The 19884-nt window shown below is 39.6% G+C and carries 22 protein-coding genes; 14 read left to right on the top strand and 8 right to left on the bottom strand.

The window, feature by feature from the left end:
• The first annotated feature begins 51 nt into the window (after positions 1-51).
• From RS893_RS25505 to RS893_RS25480, 6 genes are all read left to right on the top strand, one after another.
• On the top strand, positions 52-303 hold the full coding sequence (locus RS893_RS25505; protein ID WP_315788420.1) for an Asr1405/Asl0597 family protein: 252 nt from the start codon (positions 52-54) through the stop codon (positions 301-303).
• Positions 304-350: 47 nt separating this feature from the next.
• On the top strand, positions 351-551 hold the full coding sequence (locus tag RS893_RS25500; protein WP_315792098.1) for a DUF2949 domain-containing protein: 201 nt from the start codon (positions 351-353) through the stop codon (positions 549-551).
• A 439-nt stretch (positions 552-990) separates the two neighbouring features.
• A complete protein-coding gene (gene nifV, locus RS893_RS25495) occupies positions 991-2124 on the top strand; it encodes a homocitrate synthase (protein WP_315788419.1) in 1134 nt (377 codons plus the stop codon).
• Entirely contained in the window at positions 2111-2389 is a 279-nt protein-coding gene (locus RS893_RS25490; RefSeq protein ID WP_009456969.1) for a nitrogen fixation protein NifZ, read from the top strand. Before nifV ends, RS893_RS25490 begins: the two co-directional genes overlap by 14 nt.
• A gap of 12 nt (positions 2390-2401) precedes the next feature.
• Positions 2402-2605, top strand: coding sequence for a putative nitrogen fixation protein NifT (nifT, locus tag RS893_RS25485; protein WP_009456970.1), 204 nt, complete (start codon positions 2402-2404; stop codon positions 2603-2605).
• A 133-nt stretch (positions 2606-2738) separates the two neighbouring features.
• Positions 2739-3275 (top strand): (2Fe-2S) ferredoxin domain-containing protein, encoded by a 537-nt coding sequence (locus RS893_RS25480; protein WP_315788418.1) that lies wholly within the window; start codon positions 2739-2741, stop codon positions 3273-3275.
• A gap of 21 nt (positions 3276-3296) precedes the next feature.
• Here RS893_RS25480 and RS893_RS25475 read toward each other — a convergent pair whose 3' ends face one another.
• Complete coding sequence (locus RS893_RS25475) at positions 3297-4334, bottom strand: aldo/keto reductase (RefSeq protein ID WP_315788417.1); 1038 nt, start codon at positions 4332-4334, stop codon at positions 3297-3299.
• A gap of 321 nt (positions 4335-4655) precedes the next feature.
• Here RS893_RS25475 and RS893_RS25470 point away from each other — a divergent pair.
• From RS893_RS25470 to RS893_RS25455, 4 genes are all read left to right on the top strand, one after another.
• A protein-coding gene (locus RS893_RS25470; protein WP_315784082.1) for an IS1 family transposase occupies positions 4656-5347 on the top strand; the annotation gives its coding sequence in 2 pieces (ribosomal slippage) (positions 4656-4980 and positions 4980-5347; 693 coding nt in all).
• A 433-nt stretch (positions 5348-5780) separates the two neighbouring features.
• Positions 5781-6524: a hypothetical protein gene (locus RS893_RS25465; protein WP_315788416.1), complete on the top strand. Its 744-nt coding sequence runs from the start codon at positions 5781-5783 to the stop codon at positions 6522-6524.
• Positions 6525-7661: 1137 nt separating this feature from the next.
• Complete coding sequence (locus tag RS893_RS25460; RefSeq protein WP_315788415.1) at positions 7662-8450, top strand: DUF1350 family protein; 789 nt, start codon at positions 7662-7664, stop codon at positions 8448-8450.
• Between the two features lie 394 nt (positions 8451-8844).
• Positions 8845-9981 (top strand): PP2C family protein-serine/threonine phosphatase, encoded by a 1137-nt coding sequence (locus RS893_RS25455; protein ID WP_315788414.1) that lies wholly within the window; start codon positions 8845-8847, stop codon positions 9979-9981.
• An 84-nt stretch (positions 9982-10065) separates the two neighbouring features.
• On the opposite strand, the gene RS893_RS25450 is transcribed toward RS893_RS25455, so the two are convergent.
• The 4 genes from RS893_RS25450 to RS893_RS25435 form a co-directional block, all read right to left on the bottom strand.
• A complete protein-coding gene (locus RS893_RS25450; protein WP_315792097.1) occupies positions 10066-10419 on the bottom strand; it encodes an STAS domain-containing protein in 354 nt (117 codons plus the stop codon).
• Positions 10420-10794: 375 nt separating this feature from the next.
• Positions 10795-11448, bottom strand: a complete 654-nt coding sequence (gene grpE, locus RS893_RS25445) for a nucleotide exchange factor GrpE (protein WP_315788413.1) — start codon at positions 11446-11448, stop codon at positions 10795-10797.
• Between the two features lie 108 nt (positions 11449-11556).
• Positions 11557-12036 carry a Dps family protein gene (locus tag RS893_RS25440; protein WP_062245724.1) on the bottom strand — a complete coding sequence of 160 codons (480 nt, stop codon included), beginning with the start codon at positions 12034-12036 and terminating at the stop codon, positions 11557-11559.
• 85 nt (positions 12037-12121) lie between these two features.
• Positions 12122-12385, bottom strand: coding sequence for a sulfiredoxin (locus RS893_RS25435; protein WP_315792096.1), 264 nt, complete (start codon positions 12383-12385; stop codon positions 12122-12124).
• 182 nt (positions 12386-12567) lie between these two features.
• Here RS893_RS25435 and RS893_RS25430 point away from each other — a divergent pair, with 182 nt between their 5' ends.
• Entirely contained in the window at positions 12568-14199 is a 1632-nt protein-coding gene (locus RS893_RS25430; RefSeq protein WP_315788412.1) for a SpoIID/LytB domain-containing protein, read from the top strand.
• Between the two features lie 26 nt (positions 14200-14225).
• Here RS893_RS25430 and RS893_RS25425 read toward each other — a convergent pair whose 3' ends face one another.
• Entirely contained in the window at positions 14226-14390 is a 165-nt protein-coding gene (locus RS893_RS25425; protein WP_315788411.1) for an amidohydrolase family protein, read from the bottom strand.
• A gap of 6 nt (positions 14391-14396) precedes the next feature.
• Between RS893_RS25425 and RS893_RS25420 the strand changes: the two genes are divergently transcribed.
• On the top strand, positions 14397-14576 hold the full coding sequence (locus tag RS893_RS25420; protein WP_315788410.1) for a hypothetical protein: 180 nt from the start codon (positions 14397-14399) through the stop codon (positions 14574-14576).
• Positions 14577-14860: 284 nt separating this feature from the next.
• Here RS893_RS25420 and RS893_RS25415 read toward each other — a convergent pair whose 3' ends face one another.
• Complete coding sequence (locus tag RS893_RS25415; protein ID WP_315788409.1) at positions 14861-15163, bottom strand: ferredoxin; 303 nt, start codon at positions 15161-15163, stop codon at positions 14861-14863.
• A gap of 420 nt (positions 15164-15583) precedes the next feature.
• On the opposite strand from RS893_RS25415, the gene RS893_RS25410 reads away from it, so the two are divergent.
• Positions 15584-16564, top strand: a complete 981-nt coding sequence (locus RS893_RS25410; RefSeq protein WP_315788408.1) for a Gfo/Idh/MocA family oxidoreductase — start codon at positions 15584-15586, stop codon at positions 16562-16564.
• Between the two features lie 16 nt (positions 16565-16580).
• A complete protein-coding gene (gene map, locus RS893_RS25405; protein WP_315788407.1) occupies positions 16581-17342 on the top strand; it encodes a type I methionyl aminopeptidase in 762 nt (253 codons plus the stop codon).
• A 155-nt stretch (positions 17343-17497) separates the two neighbouring features.
• On the opposite strand, the gene RS893_RS25400 is transcribed toward map, so the two are convergent.
• Positions 17498-19855 (bottom strand): glycoside hydrolase family 31 protein, encoded by a 2358-nt coding sequence (locus tag RS893_RS25400; protein WP_315792095.1) that lies wholly within the window; start codon positions 19853-19855, stop codon positions 17498-17500.
• Positions 19856-19884 lie beyond the last annotated feature (29 nt).

Genomic DNA, 19884 nt, shown 5'->3' with positions numbered 1-19884 from the left:
ACCACTAACCACTAACCACTAACCACTAACCACTAACAATCAACCAAATCAATGCTACCACCTTACACTTCTCCTACCTTAGGCGATCACTATTATATTGTGCAGATTCCTTTAAGCGATCGCTGGCAAGTTTATCGCCGCTTGCAAGAGTTAATGATTCCTTGTTTGTGTCATCCTGATGGTTCTTTACGGGTGCAGATAGATAATTTTCTCACAGTAATTCTTGTTCACAGTATCGTTAAGCAATTTTCGGTTTCTCGTCAAGAATTAATTGATTGGCTAGAACGATGCTGGCAGTTGTAATGATTTTATCAAGTATTTTACACTTCACGGTTTTTGTTAAAGCTTCTATGATAGCTAACTGTCAAAGTGATATAAAATTTATTAATTTTTTGCAGAATGAACTTGAACTTTCAAGTGGAGATATTGATGTAGCTCTGCGAAAACGTGAATTAGAAAATGGACCGTTACCAATGCTGCTTTGGCAGTATGGTTTAGTTGATATAGAGCAGTTGGAGCGGATTTTTGATTGGTTAGAAGAGCAAGCTTAAGAGAATCAGATTAATTATTACAAATTCAAAAGAAGTAAATACTTCTTTCAATTTTTAGTTTTGAAATTTTCACTACTGAGGATAACACCATGATTGCTACTTTAATTGCTGGATTTAGTTTGTTAATTGTATCAGGAATAGCAAAGACTTACATGAGTTATATGCTATTTACTGAAATCCCTAATCATCCTGAAGAAAAAAATCCTTAATTTATACCAATTCCTGGTTTGATGTCATACAGAATGCAAAATGATAGTTGAGCAAGAATGATGATAGAAGATGAAGGATGAGAACTCAAGAATGAAGAATAAAGGATGAAAAATCAAAGATGAAGAATAAAGGATGAAAGATGAAAATAATAATTTAGATTTTATAGTTGATATTTCACACTTCATCCTTCATCCTTCATACTTCACACTTCATTAGAGGTATTTTTCCAATGAATAAAGTTCTGATTAATGACACGACTCTACGTGACGGCGAACAAGCGGCGGGCGTTGCCTTTAATTTACAAGAAAAAGTAGCGATCGCCAAATTTCTTGATGCTATCGGTGTTCACGAAATTGAAGTCGGGATTCCGGCGATGGGTGAGTCAGAAATGCGAGCGATCGCAGCAATTTCTAACTTAGGTTTGTCTGCTAAATTGCTAGGCTGGAATCGGGCTGTGATTTCAGACATTCAGGCGTCTATGGCCTGTGGTTTGACAAGAATGCACATTTCCATTCCCGTCTCTGGAATTCAAATAGCCGCTAAGTTTCATGGCCAGTGGCGCATAACTTTGCAACAACTCAAAGACAGTATCAGCTTTGCTGTCGATCAAGGTCTTTGGGTTGCTGTTGGCGGAGAAGATTCTTCTCGTGCTGATGAAAACTTCCTCTTTGATGTTGCCCATTATGCCCAAGAGTGGGGCGCATCACGATTTCGTTTCTGCGATACAGTTGGAGTTCTTGACCCCTTCAGCACCTACACAAAAGTGAATCGGTTAGTTGCGGCTTTACTGATTCCTGTGGAAATCCATACGCACAATGATTTCGGTTTAGCGACTGCAAATGCCTTGGCAGGTATCAAAGCTGGAGCTTTATCAGTAAATACCACTGTCAATGGATTAGGCGAAAGAGCCGGAAACGCAGCTTTAGAAGAAGTTGTTATGGCTCTCAAACGTATTCATGGTATCAATGTTGGCATTGAAACACCACGTCTATTAGAACTGTCTCGACTAGTAGCAGCAGCATCGGGTTGCAGTGTCCCGCCTTGGAAAGCAATTGTTGGTGACAATACCTTTGCTCATGAATCTGGTATTCATGCTCACGGGGTACTGCAAAATCCTACTACATACGAACCATTTGCACCCGAAGAAGTCGGTTGGGAGCGGCGTTTAGTAGTAGGTAAGCATTCTGGCAGACATTTACTATCTAATGTGCTACAGCAATACGGCATTATTCTCAACACAGAAGAAACTCAATCTGTATTAGATGCAGTTAGACAACAGTCTATTCAGAAAAAACGCAGTCTCACCACCCAAGAAGTTTTGCATTTAGTTTACGAACAGAGGGTTTCCCATGCAATCAGATGATGAAGTTGAATTATACGATCCGCCTGCTTTTGACATCGGTGATAAAGTCCGACTCCGCAAACAAATAAAAAATGATGGAACTTTTCCTGGTCAAGAAATCGGGACTATTCTCGGTAAAAAAGGAGATATTGGTTACGTTGTTAGTATAGGCTCATTTTTACAAAGATCCTATATTTATGCAGTACATTTTCTTCAGACAGGTTTTATTGTTGGTTGCCGCAAAAAAGAACTGGAACTAGTAGAAAAATCAAAAGATTTAGAATAGGGAAGTAGAATTATGAAAGTGATGCTACGTAGAAATAACGCTGGTAATTTAGTTGTTTACGTTGCTAAAAAAGACCTCGAAGAAGAAGTTGTAAAAGAAACAGAAGGTTCTGAAGGAAAAATTTTTACTTTGGCGAATGGTTGGGAATTAGCCTTTCCTAATTTACCAGATCCATTAGTATTACCTCAAACCTTTGAGGCAAAACGTCTCGCATAAACTTTGTTTAGAGTTGTTTGTTGTTTGTTGTTTGGAACTATAAATTATCATCTACAAACAACCAACTATCATCTACTAACAACCAACTCCTAACATTCAATTACTACCCTCTAAGCACCAACAAAATTTTAAAATGAGCGACAAATATTTAACAATAACAGAATTTAATCTAGAAGGACAATTCCTTGGTTTTTTGAGTGATTCATCACGAGAATATAAATATTTGCGTTTAGCGATCGCATCTGGGGAAGTACAGCTAAAAATTCCCAAACAACTGCGCGCATACCTGGGTGTAAACTTGCAACCCGGCGAACTTTTGCACGTATTTGGTCTGAGCAAGTTAAACACCCATACTGGTAAACTCAAATTTAAAGTTTATGGAGTGAAACCATTAGGAGTTTGTCCCAATCAAAAAAATCCCCAACAAACTAAAGCCAAAATTTTAGTATGTCAAAAATCTGGTTGCCGCAAAAGGGGCGGTAAAGGTTTATTGTCAGAATTAGAAAAGATTTTATGTGAGCGTGGATTGCAAGATAAAGTGACTATTGAGCAAACAGGCTGTTTAAAATGCTGCAATAGCGCACCTAACTGTATTTTGCAACTTGGTCAAAAAGAATTTAAAAAAGTGCATCCCGAAGCGATCGCATCTTTGTTGGAAAATCACTTATAATCCAAAATCCAACATAGTATTTTATCCCAACCACTCAGGATTCTTAGCCGTACTATCGAATTGACTACTAGTTTTAAATAGTTCATACTGACCCTTAGCAGCAGCCTCACGAGTGCGCTTGAGTAGTGCTTTGACTTGTTCCTGGCTCATTGGCTTAAATGTGCGTACTGCTTCAAAGGCTTGATTCAAGATTTCCATACTTTCAATACCTGTAATTACTGTTGAAGTTGGCAAATTCATTGCGTAATGCAGGCATTCGATGGGTTTGACAGTGTTACTCTTGAGAATGTTTTGGTCGCCCATTGATTTCATTCCTAGCACACCAATGTTATTGTCAACTAATTTCGGTAGAACTTGGCGTTCAAAACTCCGAAAATGGGCATCCATGACATTTAACGGCATTTGCACGGTATCAAAACGAAAGTTGTTTTGATTAGCAACTTCTAGCATTCTCAAGTGAACTACAGGATCTTTATGACCAGTGAAGCCAATGTAGCGAATTTTACCTGCTTTTTGTGCCTCTACAACTGCTTCCATTGCACCACCAGGAGCAAAAATGCGGTCTGGATCTTCCATACGAATCACTTCATGATGCTGTAACAAATCTATGTGCTCAGTTTGTAAACGTCTCAGTGATTCGTCAATTTGTTGAGCAGCAGCTTGTTTGGTACGACCGTCAATTTTGGTCATTAGAAAGACTTTTTGACGATAACCATCCCGCAGGGCTTTACCCATCCTAATTTCACTACCTCCATTATGGTAGTCCCAGCTATTGTCCATAAAATTAATACCCCCATCAATAGCTGTACGGATAAGACGAATTCCCTCTGGCTCGTCTTTTGGTCTGCCGATATGATGACCTCCTAGACCGATTACAGATACTTGTTCTCCTGTGCGTCCTAGTTGTCTGTAGATCATTTCGCCTTTTTTTATCTGTGTGGGAGTTGGTTGACTTTGGGCTAAAAGTTTTCTAAAGTATCCTTCTGATTCTGCTAGCCCTATTGCAATCAAACCTGAAGTCGAAGCAACCCTCAGTAAATATCGCCTGCTGATGTCCACAAATGTGTCTTCCGAAAAACTATTAGAACTTAAGCTTATAGTTTTGCACTACGCACAATAGGCTGCATCTAACTGGTGAGATAGAGAAAGAGGAGATTTTATCTCATATTCGCTTGAACACTTACACTATTCGCTAGTGTCGGTAATTGGTAATTGGTAACTGAGTATTACTATTTTTAACTTGGAGAACAATGTTTAATTGACCTGACTATGAGCCTTAAGTAAAGGGTATTGATATATAATCAATCATCAGTATGATCTTTGTATATCTTCATTTTTTTGGCGTTGCATAATAGCGGTATGAATTGAGGTCAATTAATCATGGAATGTCCACGCTGTGGATCTTGTCATAACCGTAAGAATGGAAAGAAAAGAGGTAAACAGAATCACATTTGCTGTGATTGTGGTCGTCAATTCATTGATGTCTATAAACCACCCAGGGGCTACTCGGATGAAATCAAACAAGAATGCCTAAAAATGTACGTCAATGGTATGGGATTTCGTGGAATTGAAAGGGTGAAAAACGTTCATCATACTACCATTATTCATTGGGTTAAACGAGTGGGTACACAATTGGCGGATACACCAAATTCAAAGGAAATTCCGCAGGTGGGAGAACTAGATGAATTAGAAACATTTATTGGTTCAAAAAAAATAAAATCTGGTTGTGGACGGCGGTAAATCACTTTACTCAAGGTATTCTTGCTTGGGTTTTAGGTGATCGTAGTTCGACTACTTTCCAACAGTTATGGAACATTGTCCAGTGTTGGCAGAGTTATTTTTACGTCACAGATGGATACCCTGTTTACCCTTGTTTTGTTCCTGATGGTGACCAAATTGTGAGTAAGACCTACATGACACGAGTCGAAAATGAAAACACAAGGCTTAGACATTATTTGGCTCGTCTTCATCGTAAAACTTTATGTTATTCCAAAACCGAGGAAATGCTGAGATACTCTGTTCGATTGTTATTGCACTACCTCAAATATCGTTCTGTTCCCTTACCTGCCTAAAACATACCTTTATTCAGCAACGCCTCTTCATTTTTTTTAACTGAATTTTTCCGGTTTTTACTTCGGAATCCATGAACCCAGCACTGCTGGGTGATTTTTTTGGAGAGTGATTACTATGGTTATGCGATCGCTTTCTATACTTATGCTAGTAGCTGCATGTTGGAATCGAGTCCTTTATAAGTTCCGCCTTGAGAAGATTTTCCAGTTACTTATTGCTTTTGAGCGGTCGCTTCTCCAATCACATAACGTTTTTGTAGATTTACTATAGCAGTTTACTATTGAGTGGAATACACTCAAATTATGCGATCGCATCAGACATGTTAGTAGCTTTCAGCTTTCTTAGAATATCTAAGAAGGATAAACTTCATTTTCGCCAAATTGCCATTTACTAAAGATGTCATAAGTTTGATTGCCATATAATTTTAGTAAAACTATGTTGAACAAGGATTTAATAACTGTGCGTAATGATTTAAAAGATTTAGACATAAGTCTAAGTGAGCTACAATATTTAACGAATTTACCTGTTAATGATGAACTAGTTATTATTATTAATCCTATCAAGAAAACACTCCAAAGTTTTATAAAAAAAGCAAGAGGTCCAGAAGGAGCCACTACAATTTTTCTCGGAATTACTATATTATTCGTGAGTTATCTTGCATTTGATCTACTTGCTAAAAGTATTATCGTTAGTACATTTATTCCATCTTGGATTTTATTGATCGGATTTTTTGGTGTCGCTGCTGCTATTACACAGTTAATATTGTATCTAATTTGGAAACAGAAAAATAAGCTAGTCAAAACTAACATTACACCTTCTCTAGAAATGCTATTAATGGATGTTGATAGATATAATGCTGTCATTAAAGCAATAGATATCAATGATCAAATAGAAGCAGCTGGTAATTTAGGAGTAACCATCAAAGAAAGAAGTAAGGTTATCGAAGCATTACAGCTTACAAAAGCTGATCTGATCCGTGCTTTAAAGACAGAGAGAATTCTGAGAGAAAATCGAAAATTTATTATTAGTAACTCGGAACTATTTATGAATAACTTAGCAACGTTAACAGCAATGCAAGTACCAGAACAAGCTAGTGAGCATGGAAAATTATTAAATGAAGCTTTACAGATTGCCTTGGATGTTCAACATGAAATGAGACGTTTACAGAACCAGCATTAAATTTGATACAGCTAGACAAATTGCTTCGTAGTTAACGCTACATAACCAAGTATTAAGTGTTAAATATACTGCCGACTAATTTCTGAGGTTCGTGTTAAATTTTTCCATCTATTTCTGAGAAAAAGCAATATCCTTGTTATGAAAGATAGTAAAGCTAATTTATGCTTTTGCGCCAGATTTTTTTCGGAATTAACTCTCCTATTTTCCTGTTTGCTTTATTGTTCTCTGTAGATGGAAATGAAGAACCTTGGATCGTTAGGGAGCATCTATGAAAAATAATGAAGGCGATCGCGGCAGTGGTAGATTTGATTGCTAACCAGCTAAACCATACTCCATCTAGGCATCCATGATGGTAAAGGCTAATCTTTGGGAAGCAACAGGATTTTATTTTGGCATTTTGGCAACAATTCGGATTGGATAAAAAGTACAGTAAGTGAGCAATCCGTTCTTGCACAAAATTAGCGCGAATTCTCAAAAATTCCTCCCCTGCTTAGCCACAGGGGTCTTTTATTGGCAATCAATTGAAATAAGAATTACATTCTTGGATTAATGCCTGAAATCTGATCAACTTCTTTTGCTTTTGTTAGAAAATATTTAAGTAACAAATGAAATTTATTACACAAATCCTAAGTTATTTTTGGCATTTTGGCAGATATATACATTTAAAAACGGATATTGTAGAGAAATCATAAATCAAGTGCAAGAGTGTCAAACTACAGGATTCCCGGAATCATCTCCGGGAATTTTTATCTTTATTAACCAAAAAACCCAGCAGATTTTCAAAAGTGTGAAACTTAGCACCTTCACCGATCTCAGGGAGAACTAGGGAGGGGTGTATCTCCATCTACATGCAAAGCGCTGTAATAAAGCTATTATCAGTATATAAGTACTAATTTTGTTTAATAGCTAGGGATTACATCTGTTTCCCTTGTCTTCTTTGTCTTCCAGTTGCCAAGTGTGTCAGACTTATAGTGAAACGGTATAAAGCGATCGCATGATCGTCTAGACGATGCTACCGAGTAATCATACATATAGCTCTACACTTTATTTACCCAGCGTATGGGATCTTCTCAACGATTTAAAATAAAAAAGTGTTAACTAAATTTATATAGAATTAACTAGGGATCGCCTATCAGCATGGAATGGAAAGAAATCTCTGGTAACTGGGTATTGATTCCTGGAAAGCCTACAGGTATAATTCATTTCCTCGGTGGTGCATTTGTTGCCACTGCACCCCATATTACATACCGTTTGTTATTAGAAAACATAGCAGAAAAAGGTTTTGTTATTGTAGCCACACCTTTTATAAATACTCTAGACCATACAGCGATCGCCCAACAGACCCTACTCAATTTTGAACGTACTTTACTACGTTTAGAAGACAGAGGAATGTTAGGCAAAAAATACCTTCCTATTTATGGAATCGGACACAGCATGGGATGCAAGTTGCATCTACTGATTGGTAGTCTTTTCCCGGTAGAACGTGCAGGTAATATCCTCATTTCTTTTAACAATTATGCTGCACGAGATGCAATTCCTTTGATAGAACAGTTTAACTCTACATTTCAGTCTAATTCCAGCTTTGCTGTTGAGTTTACCCCTTCGCCCTTGGAAACCAAACAACTCATCCAGGAACAGTATAGTGTTCGTCGTAACTTATTAATTAAATTTAACAATGATACGATTGACCAATCAGCACCTCTGGCTGAACTGTTGCAAAATCGCTTTCCAGAAATGGTGACAACACAAATACTCCCAGGAAATCACCTCACGCCTTTAGGACAAGATGTGAAATGGCAAACAGGTAAAGATTTTAATCCCTTGGATGCGATCGGACAATGGTTCAAACAAGAAGTGTATCGTGACCTACAGCAGCTAAAACGCACCATACTTTTTTGGCTTAATCCCCTGTCGTCACCGCTATAATTAGCTATTTGAAGTTTACTAATTGCCAACTACCCCGTACACATGCTGGAGAGGGGAGTCGGAGGGGTGTGAGGAGTAGGAGGAGTGGGAGAGGTGAGAAGTGTGAAGGGTGGGAGAAGTGGAAGAAGTATGAGGGGTGTGAGGAGTGGGAGAGGTTTGAGGAGTCATAAGATAGTTACTCGCGCTCCTTGTAAGCTGTACTTTAATTCTCTATTCCCTGCCTTCTGTCTTACTCTGCGAGAAGCCGCTTGCACGTCTACGCAGTCGTTCATGGGGGACTCAGGGTCGCCACTACCCCAGGAAAGTGGGGATTGGGGACTCGGGGTTCCCTTTAGGGTTGGGGGAGGAACCCCCAAGATCGCGCTGTCTCACCTTCTGCCTTCTATTTGAGCCTATGTTTCAAATTCTAGTAATTGACGATGATCCAGCAGTACGGATATTGCTGAAAAGAATGCTGGAAAGACAGGGTTATGAGGTAGTTGCTGTGAGCAACGGTGAGGAAGGAATTAAACAGGCATGTACTGGCAATCCAGCGTTGATTATTTGTGATTGGATTATGCCAGGAATGAGTGGACTAGAAGTTTGCCAACGTATCAAAGCAGATCCAAAATTATCCACTACATTTTTCATTCTTTTAACATCTCTCGATTCAGTTGCGGATCGCGTTAAAGGTTTAGATGCTGGCGCTGATGATTTTATTACCAAACCGATCGAGCATAATGAATTACAAGCACGGGTAAGAGCAGGATTGCGTCTGCATCAGTTAAGTCGAGATTTGCAAAATCAAAAGCTGATTTTAGAAGCAGAATTGGCAGAAGCAGCCGAATATGTGCGTTCGCTGTTACCTCCTCCTATGACCGAACCGTTTAGTATTGATTTTTGCTTTATTCCCTCACGGCAACTAGGCGGTGATTGTTTGGATTTTTACTGGCTTGACCCTGATTATCTGGCAATTTACTTATTAGATACTGCCGGACATGGGCTTAGAGCAACTCTACCTTCAATTTCTGTACTTAATTTACTGCGATCGCGCGCTCTCAAAAGTCTTAATTATTATCAACCCAGTGAGGTATTAAAGGCATTAAATGATACTTTTCAGATGAACTACCAAAATGATAAATACTTTACAATTTGGTACGGTGTTTATAACCGTGTGCAGCGTCAATTAATTTATTCCAGCGCTGGTCATCCACCTGCAATTTTATTATCTTCTAAATCAATGAATTCTGCTGATGTTAAACTTTTGAGAACCCCTGGTATGCCAGTCGGAATGTTTCCACAAGTCAAATATGTTGATGGTTTTTGCAGTATTGAAGAAAATAGCACTCTTTATATTTTTAGTGACGGGGTTTACGAAATCACTAAATCCGATGGCACACTTTGGGGTTTGGATGCTTTTATCAAAATGTTGGTTGGGTTACAGCATGCTCACAATTGCCAACTTAACCAAATAGTCAAGCAATTAATGGCTGTCAATCCCCAAGAAGTTTTCGATGATGATTTATCTATACTACAAATGAAATTTGATTAGATTTTTAAATTCAAAAATATTAACTAATTTTCATTATCAATTAGATTAAATAAAAATAGTAGATAAAAATTTAATTTTATTCTCCTAAAACTCATTGCTAAATTGATTCACCTCATCTTGGTTATTAATAGATCTGTGAAATTCATCTTGATTGGTGAAAATCTCAATAACCTTATCAATGCCTGTTAATTGAAATACGATTCTGACTTGTTCATTAATAGAACATATGGCAAGTCTGGTATTAGCTGCTCGCAAAGCTTTAAATGCTAAGACTAAAGCACCCAGACCAGAACTATCCATAAATGTTACTTCTTGAAAGTCAACTAAGACAGTCTTGACACCGCTTTCTAGCTCTGCGGTAATTTTATCGCGAAACTCTTGTGATTTAGTAGAATCCAGAATTCCGTCGATTTGAATAACTTTGACTGAATTATTCATCATTTCCTACTATTGAAATATTATCCTAAATTTAGCATGACATCTCCAAGTATAATTGCTAATACCATTTGCTGCCATATTCAAAATATTTAGACTATAATTTGTATTTAATTAAATGGTATTGTATAAAATGGGGATGAATAATGAATCGCCAAGATGCCAATAATGGCAAGAATTAAGTTTTTCAATTAAAAGAGAAAATAAAATCATCCTGCAAATATGCAACACCAATTAAATGTAGTTTACTTTGCTGCATCATATACATAACATCTGATTCACATTTATTTTAGTATTCCCAAAAATTTTCATATCTTAACAGTGGGTATTTTTTCTTCGTTAGTATAAACAAAGAACTAACTCTTAATAAACAACTCTTCATAAGGGACTGACTTTGGCTCGATAAAGTAACTTATCCCCTTGGCGATAACCTGTGTAGCGTACCCTAACAATATCTCCTGGTTGTGCAATGCCATCCATTAATTGATGCAACAGGGGATCATAGGATAGTTCTGCTCCTACAGATGCGATCGCTTCTATTCCCCACTCCTGCAAAAGTCTTTCTAGGGGTTTCTCTACCAAGGGAATAATGTTGACAGCACTTAAGTGGGGATTTTCTCGCGCTTTATGGGCTGCTGTGGGAAATTGCAATAACAAAGATTCCAGCAGTTGTAAACTTGAGTGCTGGAACTCTTGCTGCAAACTCAAACGCTGCTGCTGTAGTTGTAATTGTAGGCGGTCGTACTCTGTTTTTAAATCTGTGATTTGTTGCAATAATTCTTGAGGTGGTGTGGCTTTATTTGGTAATAATTCTTGTCCAGAAAAATTTGCCACTAATTCCTGTAATGATATTTGCAGTGCCTGCGACAGCTTGAGCAGCACATCTACACGCATCTGCTCAACTCCAAGCCGCCGCAGCCGCAAAATTTGTCGTTCGGAAACGCCAGCAGTACGACTGAGTGTTTTATAACTCAAAATGCCCACTCGTTGCATTAAATCTCGTAACGTTTGGGTTAAATCAGTTTGGGGCATTCTTACATACTAGTTTAGTGGTTAGTAGAGACGCGAGGAACATCGCGTCTGTACATTAGTAGATAGTAGTTGGCTATTAACCACTATTAATTAACTACTAACTATTAACTATTCTTCCAGTAAACTTCTCAACATCCAAGCAGTTTTTTCATGCACTTGCATCCGTTGAGTTAATAAGTCGGCTGTGGGTTCGTCGTTTACTTCTTCTACTATGGGGAAAATAGATCGTGCAGTCCGTACCACGGCTTCTTGTCCTTCCACTAGTAAGCGAATCATATCCGTAGCTTTAGGTACTCCAGATGTTTCTGGTATTGAACTGAGTTGAGCAAATTCACTATAGGTTCCTGGCGCTGGATAACCAAGCGCTCTAATACGTTCAGCAATCAAATCAACTGCCATAGCTAATTCTGTATATTGCTGTTCAAACATTAAGTGTAATGTTTGGAACATGGGCCCAGTAACGTTCCAATGAAAATTATGGGTTTTCAGATACAAAGTGTACGTATCAGCTAGTAAACGAGATAACCCTTCAGCTATTTTTGCTCTGTTAGTTTCGTCAATACCAATGTTTACTGGTAGAGATTGCATAGTTTTCTCCTGGTTATAGTTAATGGTTGTTTGTCATTGGTCATTTGTTGATGCCAATGACTAATGACTAAGGACAAATGACTTATTATGCCAAATGCTTCATTAGCACACTCTTAGGTGCTTTACGGACTCGGGCTAAAATTGTTTCTTTGCCTAGACGTTGACAAGCTTCATAACGATGGCAGCCAGAAAAGCCATAGTATTGTCCATCTACTTCTATCACGTCTATCGGTTCTTGCTGTCCAATTTCAGCAATTGATTTCATTAAGGCTTGCACTTTGTTGGGATCATTCTGGCGCGGCAAGGGTCGCCTAATCTGATTTAAAGGTATTTCTTGGACTCTTACCATAATAGCTATTTCCCAGTCATCTATATAAATCATAGTCGTTATGAGTTTAAGTTGCAAGTAAAATGTTAAAAGAGTTTAAAATATAACGAACATTAATAGCTAAATAACCTTATAAAGCTACTAAACTACAAAAGAAATTCGTCGTCTAAATTTAAGATGACACTGGCTGCGGATCTACTTATATGAAAATATCGCTTTGGCGTTGTTCGTATACTGTACTGACAACATTTTGTTTATTGGGCTTGACGGCTGCATCGCGTCCTGAGGGATTGGCAAATGACATAGAACTGAGGATTGGGATTGTACAGCGATTTGGAGATGATCCGAAAGAGCAGTTGCTACTTGAACCCACAGAGGGCGATCGCTTGCGGCTAAATTTTCAAAAAGGTAATAATCAGCAGCAAACTCTGGTTACAAACAAACCGATTAAGTTGGAAGTGACAATGCAACGGTTAGCACAACCAGTAGTTGAGGAACGGGTGGTGCTGGGAACCTACCGTACTTATGAAACAGCTGAAGATAGCGCGAGAAATTGGCGTGCCAAGGGTATAGAAGTAGAAATAACTCAGCCAGAACGTTGGCAAGTATGGGCAAAACGGGATGTTTATAGCACTCCTCTGCTACGTCGCCTACTATTAGAAAGCTTGCAGGCTGCTGGCAAGAAAAAAGTATTTATTTCTACAAGAGTCTTCCAACAAGTACCACAAGTTAGCTGGGTAATAGATGGCAAGCGTTACAGTCGTAACTATGTAGAAATTAACAGCGATAAAAATTTAATTAAGGTAAACGAAGGCAAGAAACCACAGAATGCTCGACTTTATACCGGGAGTCTACAGTTACAGTCAAATGCTTACGGTACTTACACCTTAGTAAATGAAGTACCTTTAGAAACATACCTACGTGGAGTAGTACCCTATGAAATTGGTACGCAAGCTCCAAAAGCATCAATGGAAGCACAAGCAATTATTGCTCGTACTTATGCTTTACGAAATATACGTAGATTTGAAGCAGATGGGTATCACTTGTGTGCTGACACTCACTGTCAAGTTTATTATGGATTGAAGGGAGCCACTGCCGTTACAGATCAGGCGATCGCTACTACACGGGGTATGGTACTAACTTACAATGATGAGTTGGTAGACGCTCTTTATTCTTCTACTACTGGCGGTGTAACAGCCGCTTTTAGCGACGTTTGGAATGGAGATGATCGTCCTTATCTGCAACCCATTATCGATTCTCCCAGTAATATTTGGAACTTACCTGGGCAGAATCTCGCGGATGAAAATAATTTTCAAAGATTTATCAGCCTGAAAAAAGGTTTTAATGAAAGCGAGTGGGATCTTTTCCGATGGCGTAGAGAAACCAAACTAGAAGACATTACTAAAGGTTTACAGAAATTTCTGAAAGTAAAAAATAGTCCCTATGCTAAATTTAAAACCATCAAGGGGATGCAAGTAGTAGAACGTAGTAGAAGCGGACGTATTCTCAAACTCGCAGTTAATACTGATATTGGTACGTTTTACTTATATAAAGATGAAGTCCGCAGTGCTTTTGCTGCCCCCGTTAGTACACTATTTTACTTGCAACCCCTTAATAAAGGTCAACCAGGGCTGTGGGGATATGCTTTTGTTGGCGGTGGACTAGGCCACGGAGTTGGTTTGAGTCAAACAGGTGCGCAAAGCTTAGCTAAACGAGGCTGGTCGAAAGCAAAAATACTTGAGTTTTACTATCCTGGTACTCAAATTCAAGTCCTTAACAACACCATGAAATTAACAAATTTAAACTCTGTACATAAAACAGCAAGTTTCAAATGAACCGCGTTGTAGGGGCAATAGAATAGCTAGCTGTACTTCCTCACATCTAAAGATATTGTAGGAATCATGAGCCACACTAGAAGCGATCGCACAGTTGATATGAGCATAGAACTTTCGGTATGAACGTGGGCATCAATAAAACCAGGAAGAATATATTGGTTATAGTGTTGCCCATTTTCATGTGCGATCACTTGAATGTGTCCGTTGTTGATCAAGACTGTTCCCGGAAATATGCTTTATCGCAACTGTCTGTCGTGCAGCAGGCGATCGCTAAATTTGAGGAGATCATAGTTGCCCCTGCTTTCACCTGTGTGGGAGAAGTCCCCAAGTTGCACTACGCTACACATGGGGACTTCCCGCATGATTTGTTAAACTAGTGAAAGAAGGCAGTTATCATTTAGGTAAAAAGCTTGTTGCTATACAAGCTTTTTGTCTACTATGTTGCTAGCTGCACTAACTACCAAATCAATAAGGCAGGAACGCACGTAAATGCATTGCCTGCCGTCTTGCTAAGATACAACTTGAATTTTTGCCAAATTAGGTTTTCAGGGCAGACACAACAGAAGAAAACTTATTTTCTGTTTGTGCTGCTTTTTTGTTTCCCTATTTTTAGGACATTGATAAACTCTTGCAAGAGATTTAGGTGTGAGGCGCCTAATTTTTAGTAGAGGTCTTCTTCTTTGTGGGTTTCGATGGTGCAGTCTCCGGTTGGGTAAGCTACACAAGTCAGAATATACCCAGCTTCCATTTGATCGTCATCTAAGAATGATTGGTCAGATTGGTCTGGAGCAGGTCCAGATAGAAGTTTACCAGCGCAGGTGGAACAAGCACCAGCACGACAAGAATAGGGTAAGTCTAGACCAGCTTCTTCAGCAGCGTCTAGAATATAGGTATCGTCGTCACAATCAATAGTTGTATTTAGCCCTTCAGCTTCGTTAACGAGTGTAACTTTGTAAGTTGCCATGCAGTAATCCTCTCTTTTGCAAGCGGCAGTATAAGTTATCTTGAAGCAAACAGTCCGGCTACTCCTATAGGATTAGCCGTTTGTTATATTTTGCTTCACTTCTGATACTACGAGAAAAAGAAAGGGATGTAACCGGAATTTCAAGCCGATTAGTAATGAAATTTAGTTACTTGATAACAATAAGTTTTACTTATAAAATAAGACAACGAATAGCTAAACTATTAGATAAATTTATAATCTGGAAAAAAATTTTGCATGTGTAAATACATCGTTTAATTTACCGATAGCATCTCATGATACTAATATCTAATTAAACTGCAAACCCACTTGGCTAACACAAGAAGGATGAAGTATTAATTTTAATCCTTTTGCCTTCTGCCTTCTGACTTGATTAATTTGCTTTGCCCAAAAATAGTAACAATGGATAAAACAAAAGTGCGTATTGGTTTGGTTGGTACTGGATATGCGGCAAAGCTACGCGCAGAGACATTAAGTTGTGATCAGCGATCGCACCTTGTTGCTGTTGCTGGAAACAGACCCATAAAAACAGTAGCTTTTGCTGAAGAATTTCAGTGTCAAGCCATGAATTCTTGGGTAGAACTAGTAGCTAGAGATGATGTGGACTTGGTAATCGTTTGTACTGTGAATCGAGAACATAGTGCGATCGCAGCATCAGCACTATCTAGTGGAAAGCACGTAATTGTTGAATATCCCCTAGCTTTAAATTTGACAGAAGCCAAGGAACTTATTGCCCTAGCAAAAATCCATAATAAACTCTTACATGTAGAACACATCGAACTTTTGGGTGGTGTGCATCAAGCCCTAAAGCAAAATTTACCACAAGTGGGGCAAGTATTTTATGTGCGCTACAACACTATTAAACCTGAACATCCTGCACCTCAAAAATGGACTTATAGCCATGAACTTTTTGGTTTTCCCTTAATGGGTGCGCTTTCAAGATTACATCGCTTGACTGATTTATTTGGTCAAGTTCTCACAGTCAATTGTCACAATCGTTTTTGGGCAAGGGAAACAGAATATTATCAAAGTTGTTTCTGTGTCGCTCAGTTGAGCTTTAGCAGTGGACTGCTAGCACAAGTAATCTATGCTAAAGGCGAAACTATGTGGCAACCAGAACGCAGGTTTGAGGTTCATGGTGAAAAAGGAGGACTAATTTTCGATGGTAATACTGGAGTTTTAGTTAAAGCAGACGAAACCACACCTATAGAAGTTGGTAGTCGCCGAGGATTATTTGCTAAAGATACAAATATGGTGTTAGACCATCTTTTTGATGGCACTCCGTTGTATGTTACCCCAGAGGAAAGCTTGTATACTCTTAAGGTTGCGGATGCTGCGAGGCGTTCTGCTGAAACGGGGCTAACCGCAATTGTTGATGATTAATGATAATTAAAAATATATGAAAAATCAAACTATTGTCATTCTATCCCAAAGAGAACTAGAGAAAATGCGTAAGGCTGGTCGCTTAGCAGCCGAACTTTTACACCATTTGGAACCAATGGTAAAACCAGGAGTTAGCACTTTGGAAATCAACGATGAAGCAGAACGGTGGACACAAGCACATGGGGCTAAAAGTGCGCCTCTTGGTTACAAAGGCTATCCTAAGTCAATTTGTACCAGTGTCAATGAGGTGGTTTGTCATGGTATTCCTAATGCCAAGCAGATTCTTAAGGATGGTGACATTATCAATATTGACGTCACACTGATTGTGGATGGTTATCACGGTGACACATCCAAGACATTCTTTGTTGGTACACCCTCACCTACTGCTAAAAAGTTAGTTGAGGTGACAGAGGAATGTCGCACAAGGGGTATTGCTGAGGTGAAACCAGGCGCACGCATTGGAGACATTGGTGCTGCGATTCAGGAATATGCTGAGTCACAGGGTTTTTCTGTAGTGCGAGACTTTGTTGGACACGGAATTAGCAATATTTTTCATACTGCACCAGATATTCCCCACTACGGCACACGAGGTAAAGGTAGAGCCCTTAGACCTGGTATGGTATTTACTATTGAGCCGATGATTAATGAAGGTACTTGGGAAGTTGAAGTTTTAAGTGATGGCTGGACTGCTTTAACACGCGATCGCAAACTCTCGGCACAATTTGAGCATACAATTGCTGTCACAGAAGATGGTGTGGAAATTTTAACCCTTCCCTGAGTACACCTGGAACTTTAGTTCCAGGCTAATAGCCAAACTCAGTTAAAACGGAGTAATAAATTACCTTAAGTAAGCTAAAGCTTACTTCAGCTTTAAGTCAAGAAATTTATTTCTTGGCAAGCATGCCGTTTTTTAGTTCGTCGAACTCACGTTAATCAAGAAAAAATTAGGCGACGTGCAGAACCATCATCGACAAATTCTTGTTCTCCTTTACCTACTACCTCAACAATGATGTTGCGTGGGTGGGGAGTCCACTGTCCTTGTCTCGCTTGGATTTCTACTACTACCTGTGTATCTTCTAAATACACTCGATAGGTTGTGGTTGACCAAGCGCCATCACGGTAGGCAAAAGAATCTCCGTCATCTTCATACAGTGTCCATTCGCCTCTACCTGGGGTGACTCGCAACCGTAGTTGATTGAGGAGTGACTCGCCTACATACTGTATTACTGGGCCAAGGGGAATGATTGAGCCAGCACGGATGTAGATGGGCATCTTTTCTATCGGTGCATCGGCAAGAATATAGGTTGCACCTTGGTAAGATTCTCCCGTCCACCAGTCGTACCAAATTCCTGTTGGTAGGTAAACCAGGCGTTGTTCTACCCCTGGTCGGTAAACGGGTGCTGCCATGAGGGATGAGCCTAAAAGTACTTGGTCGTATAATTCGTAGGTTTTGGCATCATCTGGATAATGATAAACCAGAGGTCGCAAAACTGGTGCGCCTGTGGTCGCTGCTTCCCAGAACAGAGTGTATATATAAGGTAGTAATCGGTAGCGCAATTCAATATATTGACGGCAGATTGCTTCTACTTGCGGCCCAAATTCCCAAGGTTCATGACGCTTAGTGTTAATCATTGAGTGGGCGCGCATAAACGGATACAACATTCCTGTCTGCATCCAACGGGCGAATAATTCTGGCGTGGCATCACCCGCAAATCCCCCAATATCTGCCCCAACAAATGCTACACCAGATAAACCTAAATTACAGAGCATCGGTAGGGACATTTCTAGATATTCCCAAAGAGAATGATTATCTCCTGTCCATACTGCCGACCATTTCTGCACACCTGCGTAACCAGAACGGGTCAATACAAAAGTACGCGATCGCTCTCGCAATTTTTCCACTGCTTCGCGACATGCACGAGCCATCATAAAGCCGTAGAGGTTGTGAGTTTCGGCATAAGTTGTACGCTCATCCTCAGAACCACTTGGTGCATCCATTGGGAAAAATATTTTTTGTCCCCCCTCATCTCCAAAGGGGCGATCGTTCATGGCTGGCTCATTCATATCATTCCAAATCCCAGCCACACCAACATCAGTAAGATTACGGTGCAAATCTCCCCACCACTGACGCACCTCTGGGCGCAAAAATTCTGGGAAAACAGCCCGACCAGGCCAGACATAGGCATGAAAAACTTTACCGTCAGCCCTGCGGATAAAATAATCCTGTTCTAAACCTTGATCATAGACGGCGTAATCTGCTTGGGGTTCAAATTTCACTCCCGGATCGATGATAGTAACAACTTTGATGCCATCCTCTGCTAAGTCAGTAAGTAATTTCTGGGGATCTGGAAATCGTCGGGTATTCCACGTAAATACTCGGTAGCCAAACATGTAGTCAATATCTAAATGAATGACATCGCAGGGAATACGGCGCTGACGCAATTGCTGTACCAATTGTCGGACTTCTAATTCAGAGTCGTAACTCCAACGGCATTGATGATAACCCAAAGCCCATTTTGGCGGTAGCGACATTCGCCCTGTTAATTGGGTGTAAGTCTGAACTATTTCTGCGGGTTCGGGACTGTAAATAATGTAATAGTCCAGTTCTCCACCAACGGTTTCCAATCGCAAAATATCTGGTTGGTCAACCCCTACATCAAAGCGGCTCCAAAAGGTAGTGTTAAAAAATAAACCATAGCTTACTCCCTGACGCAGCGCCATAAAAAACGGAATGGCTTGATACATTGCGTCTGTCAGCGTAGTGTAATCTAAGCTATCCGTTGTCCAATTAGTAAAACGCTTACCTTTTTGATTCAGTAATCCTACCCGTTCTCCAAAGCCATAATAATTTTCTTCTGTCTCGATTTGCTTCCAACAAGCAACTTGAGATTTATTTGTTCCCAGTGGTCGCCAACCTATCCCCAAACCTGTATCTTGGGCAAAAGGACGACCTGCTTTGTCAAAAAACTGAACCCGACAAGGATGACGCTGAACGCATACCCGAATTTTTTCGGTTTCTATGATTACCTCGTTTCCTGTTTCTTGGATATCAAAAGCTACAACAGGCCACTCCTCATCTTTCAGCGTAACAGCCCAGGAACGCCTGGGTCTAAATTTTCCCGTAGGTGAAAAGCGTACACGTATAAGGTTGGGAGCAACTATGTAGAGAGACAGGCGAGCAACACCACAGTTAAAATCTATACTCCGATCTTGGCGTTGGATCTGCTCAACAGATGCGATCGCATTCCACGCTGGTTCACTAATAGGTAATTCTCCGGCAAATTCTGGCATATTTAATTCATTTGGCTGTAGATGCGGGC

Origin of the sequence: Fischerella sp. JS2, from assembly GCF_032393985.1 — a bacterium.
Classification (GTDB): domain Bacteria; phylum Cyanobacteriota; class Cyanobacteriia; order Cyanobacteriales; family Nostocaceae; genus Fischerella.
The sequence above is the reverse complement of the archived record's forward strand: the minus strand, read 5'-3'. Positions and strand labels throughout refer to the sequence as shown.

What these genes read in the sequence shown, in the direction of transcription:
- RS893_RS25505 (WP_315788420.1), top strand. Translation starts at nt 52, where the DNA reads ATGCTACCACCTTACACTTCTCCTACCTTAGGCGATCACTATTATATT.
- RS893_RS25500 (WP_315792098.1), top strand. Translation starts at nt 351, where the DNA reads ATGATAGCTAACTGTCAAAGTGATATAAAATTTATTAATTTTTTGCAG.
- nifV (WP_315788419.1), top strand. Translation starts at nt 991, where the DNA reads ATGAATAAAGTTCTGATTAATGACACGACTCTACGTGACGGCGAACAA.
- RS893_RS25490 (WP_009456969.1), top strand. Translation starts at nt 2,111, where the DNA reads ATGCAATCAGATGATGAAGTTGAATTATACGATCCGCCTGCTTTTGAC.
- nifT (WP_009456970.1), top strand. Translation starts at nt 2,402, where the DNA reads ATGAAAGTGATGCTACGTAGAAATAACGCTGGTAATTTAGTTGTTTAC.
- RS893_RS25480 (WP_315788418.1), top strand. Translation starts at nt 2,739, where the DNA reads ATGAGCGACAAATATTTAACAATAACAGAATTTAATCTAGAAGGACAA.
- RS893_RS25465 (WP_315788416.1), top strand. Translation starts at nt 5,781, where the DNA reads ATGTTGAACAAGGATTTAATAACTGTGCGTAATGATTTAAAAGATTTA.
- RS893_RS25460 (WP_315788415.1), top strand. Translation starts at nt 7,662, where the DNA reads ATGGAATGGAAAGAAATCTCTGGTAACTGGGTATTGATTCCTGGAAAG.
- RS893_RS25455 (WP_315788414.1), top strand. Translation starts at nt 8,845, where the DNA reads ATGTTTCAAATTCTAGTAATTGACGATGATCCAGCAGTACGGATATTG.
- RS893_RS25450 (WP_315792097.1), bottom strand. Translation starts at nt 10,419, where the DNA reads ATGAATAATTCAGTCAAAGTTATTCAAATCGACGGAATTCTGGATTCT.
- grpE (WP_315788413.1), bottom strand. Translation starts at nt 11,448, where the DNA reads ATGCCCCAAACTGATTTAACCCAAACGTTACGAGATTTAATGCAACGA.
- RS893_RS25440 (WP_062245724.1), bottom strand. Translation starts at nt 12,036, where the DNA reads ATGCAATCTCTACCAGTAAACATTGGTATTGACGAAACTAACAGAGCA.
- RS893_RS25435 (WP_315792096.1), bottom strand. Translation starts at nt 12,385, where the DNA reads ATGGTAAGAGTCCAAGAAATACCTTTAAATCAGATTAGGCGACCCTTG.
- RS893_RS25430 (WP_315788412.1), top strand. Translation starts at nt 12,568, where the DNA reads ATGAAAATATCGCTTTGGCGTTGTTCGTATACTGTACTGACAACATTT.
- RS893_RS25415 (WP_315788409.1), bottom strand. Translation starts at nt 15,163, where the DNA reads ATGGCAACTTACAAAGTTACACTCGTTAACGAAGCTGAAGGGCTAAAT.
- RS893_RS25410 (WP_315788408.1), top strand. Translation starts at nt 15,584, where the DNA reads ATGGATAAAACAAAAGTGCGTATTGGTTTGGTTGGTACTGGATATGCG.
- map (WP_315788407.1), top strand. Translation starts at nt 16,581, where the DNA reads ATGAAAAATCAAACTATTGTCATTCTATCCCAAAGAGAACTAGAGAAA.
- RS893_RS25400 (WP_315792095.1), bottom strand. Translation starts at nt 19,855, where the DNA reads ATGCCAGAATTTGCCGGAGAATTACCTATTAGTGAACCAGCGTGGAAT.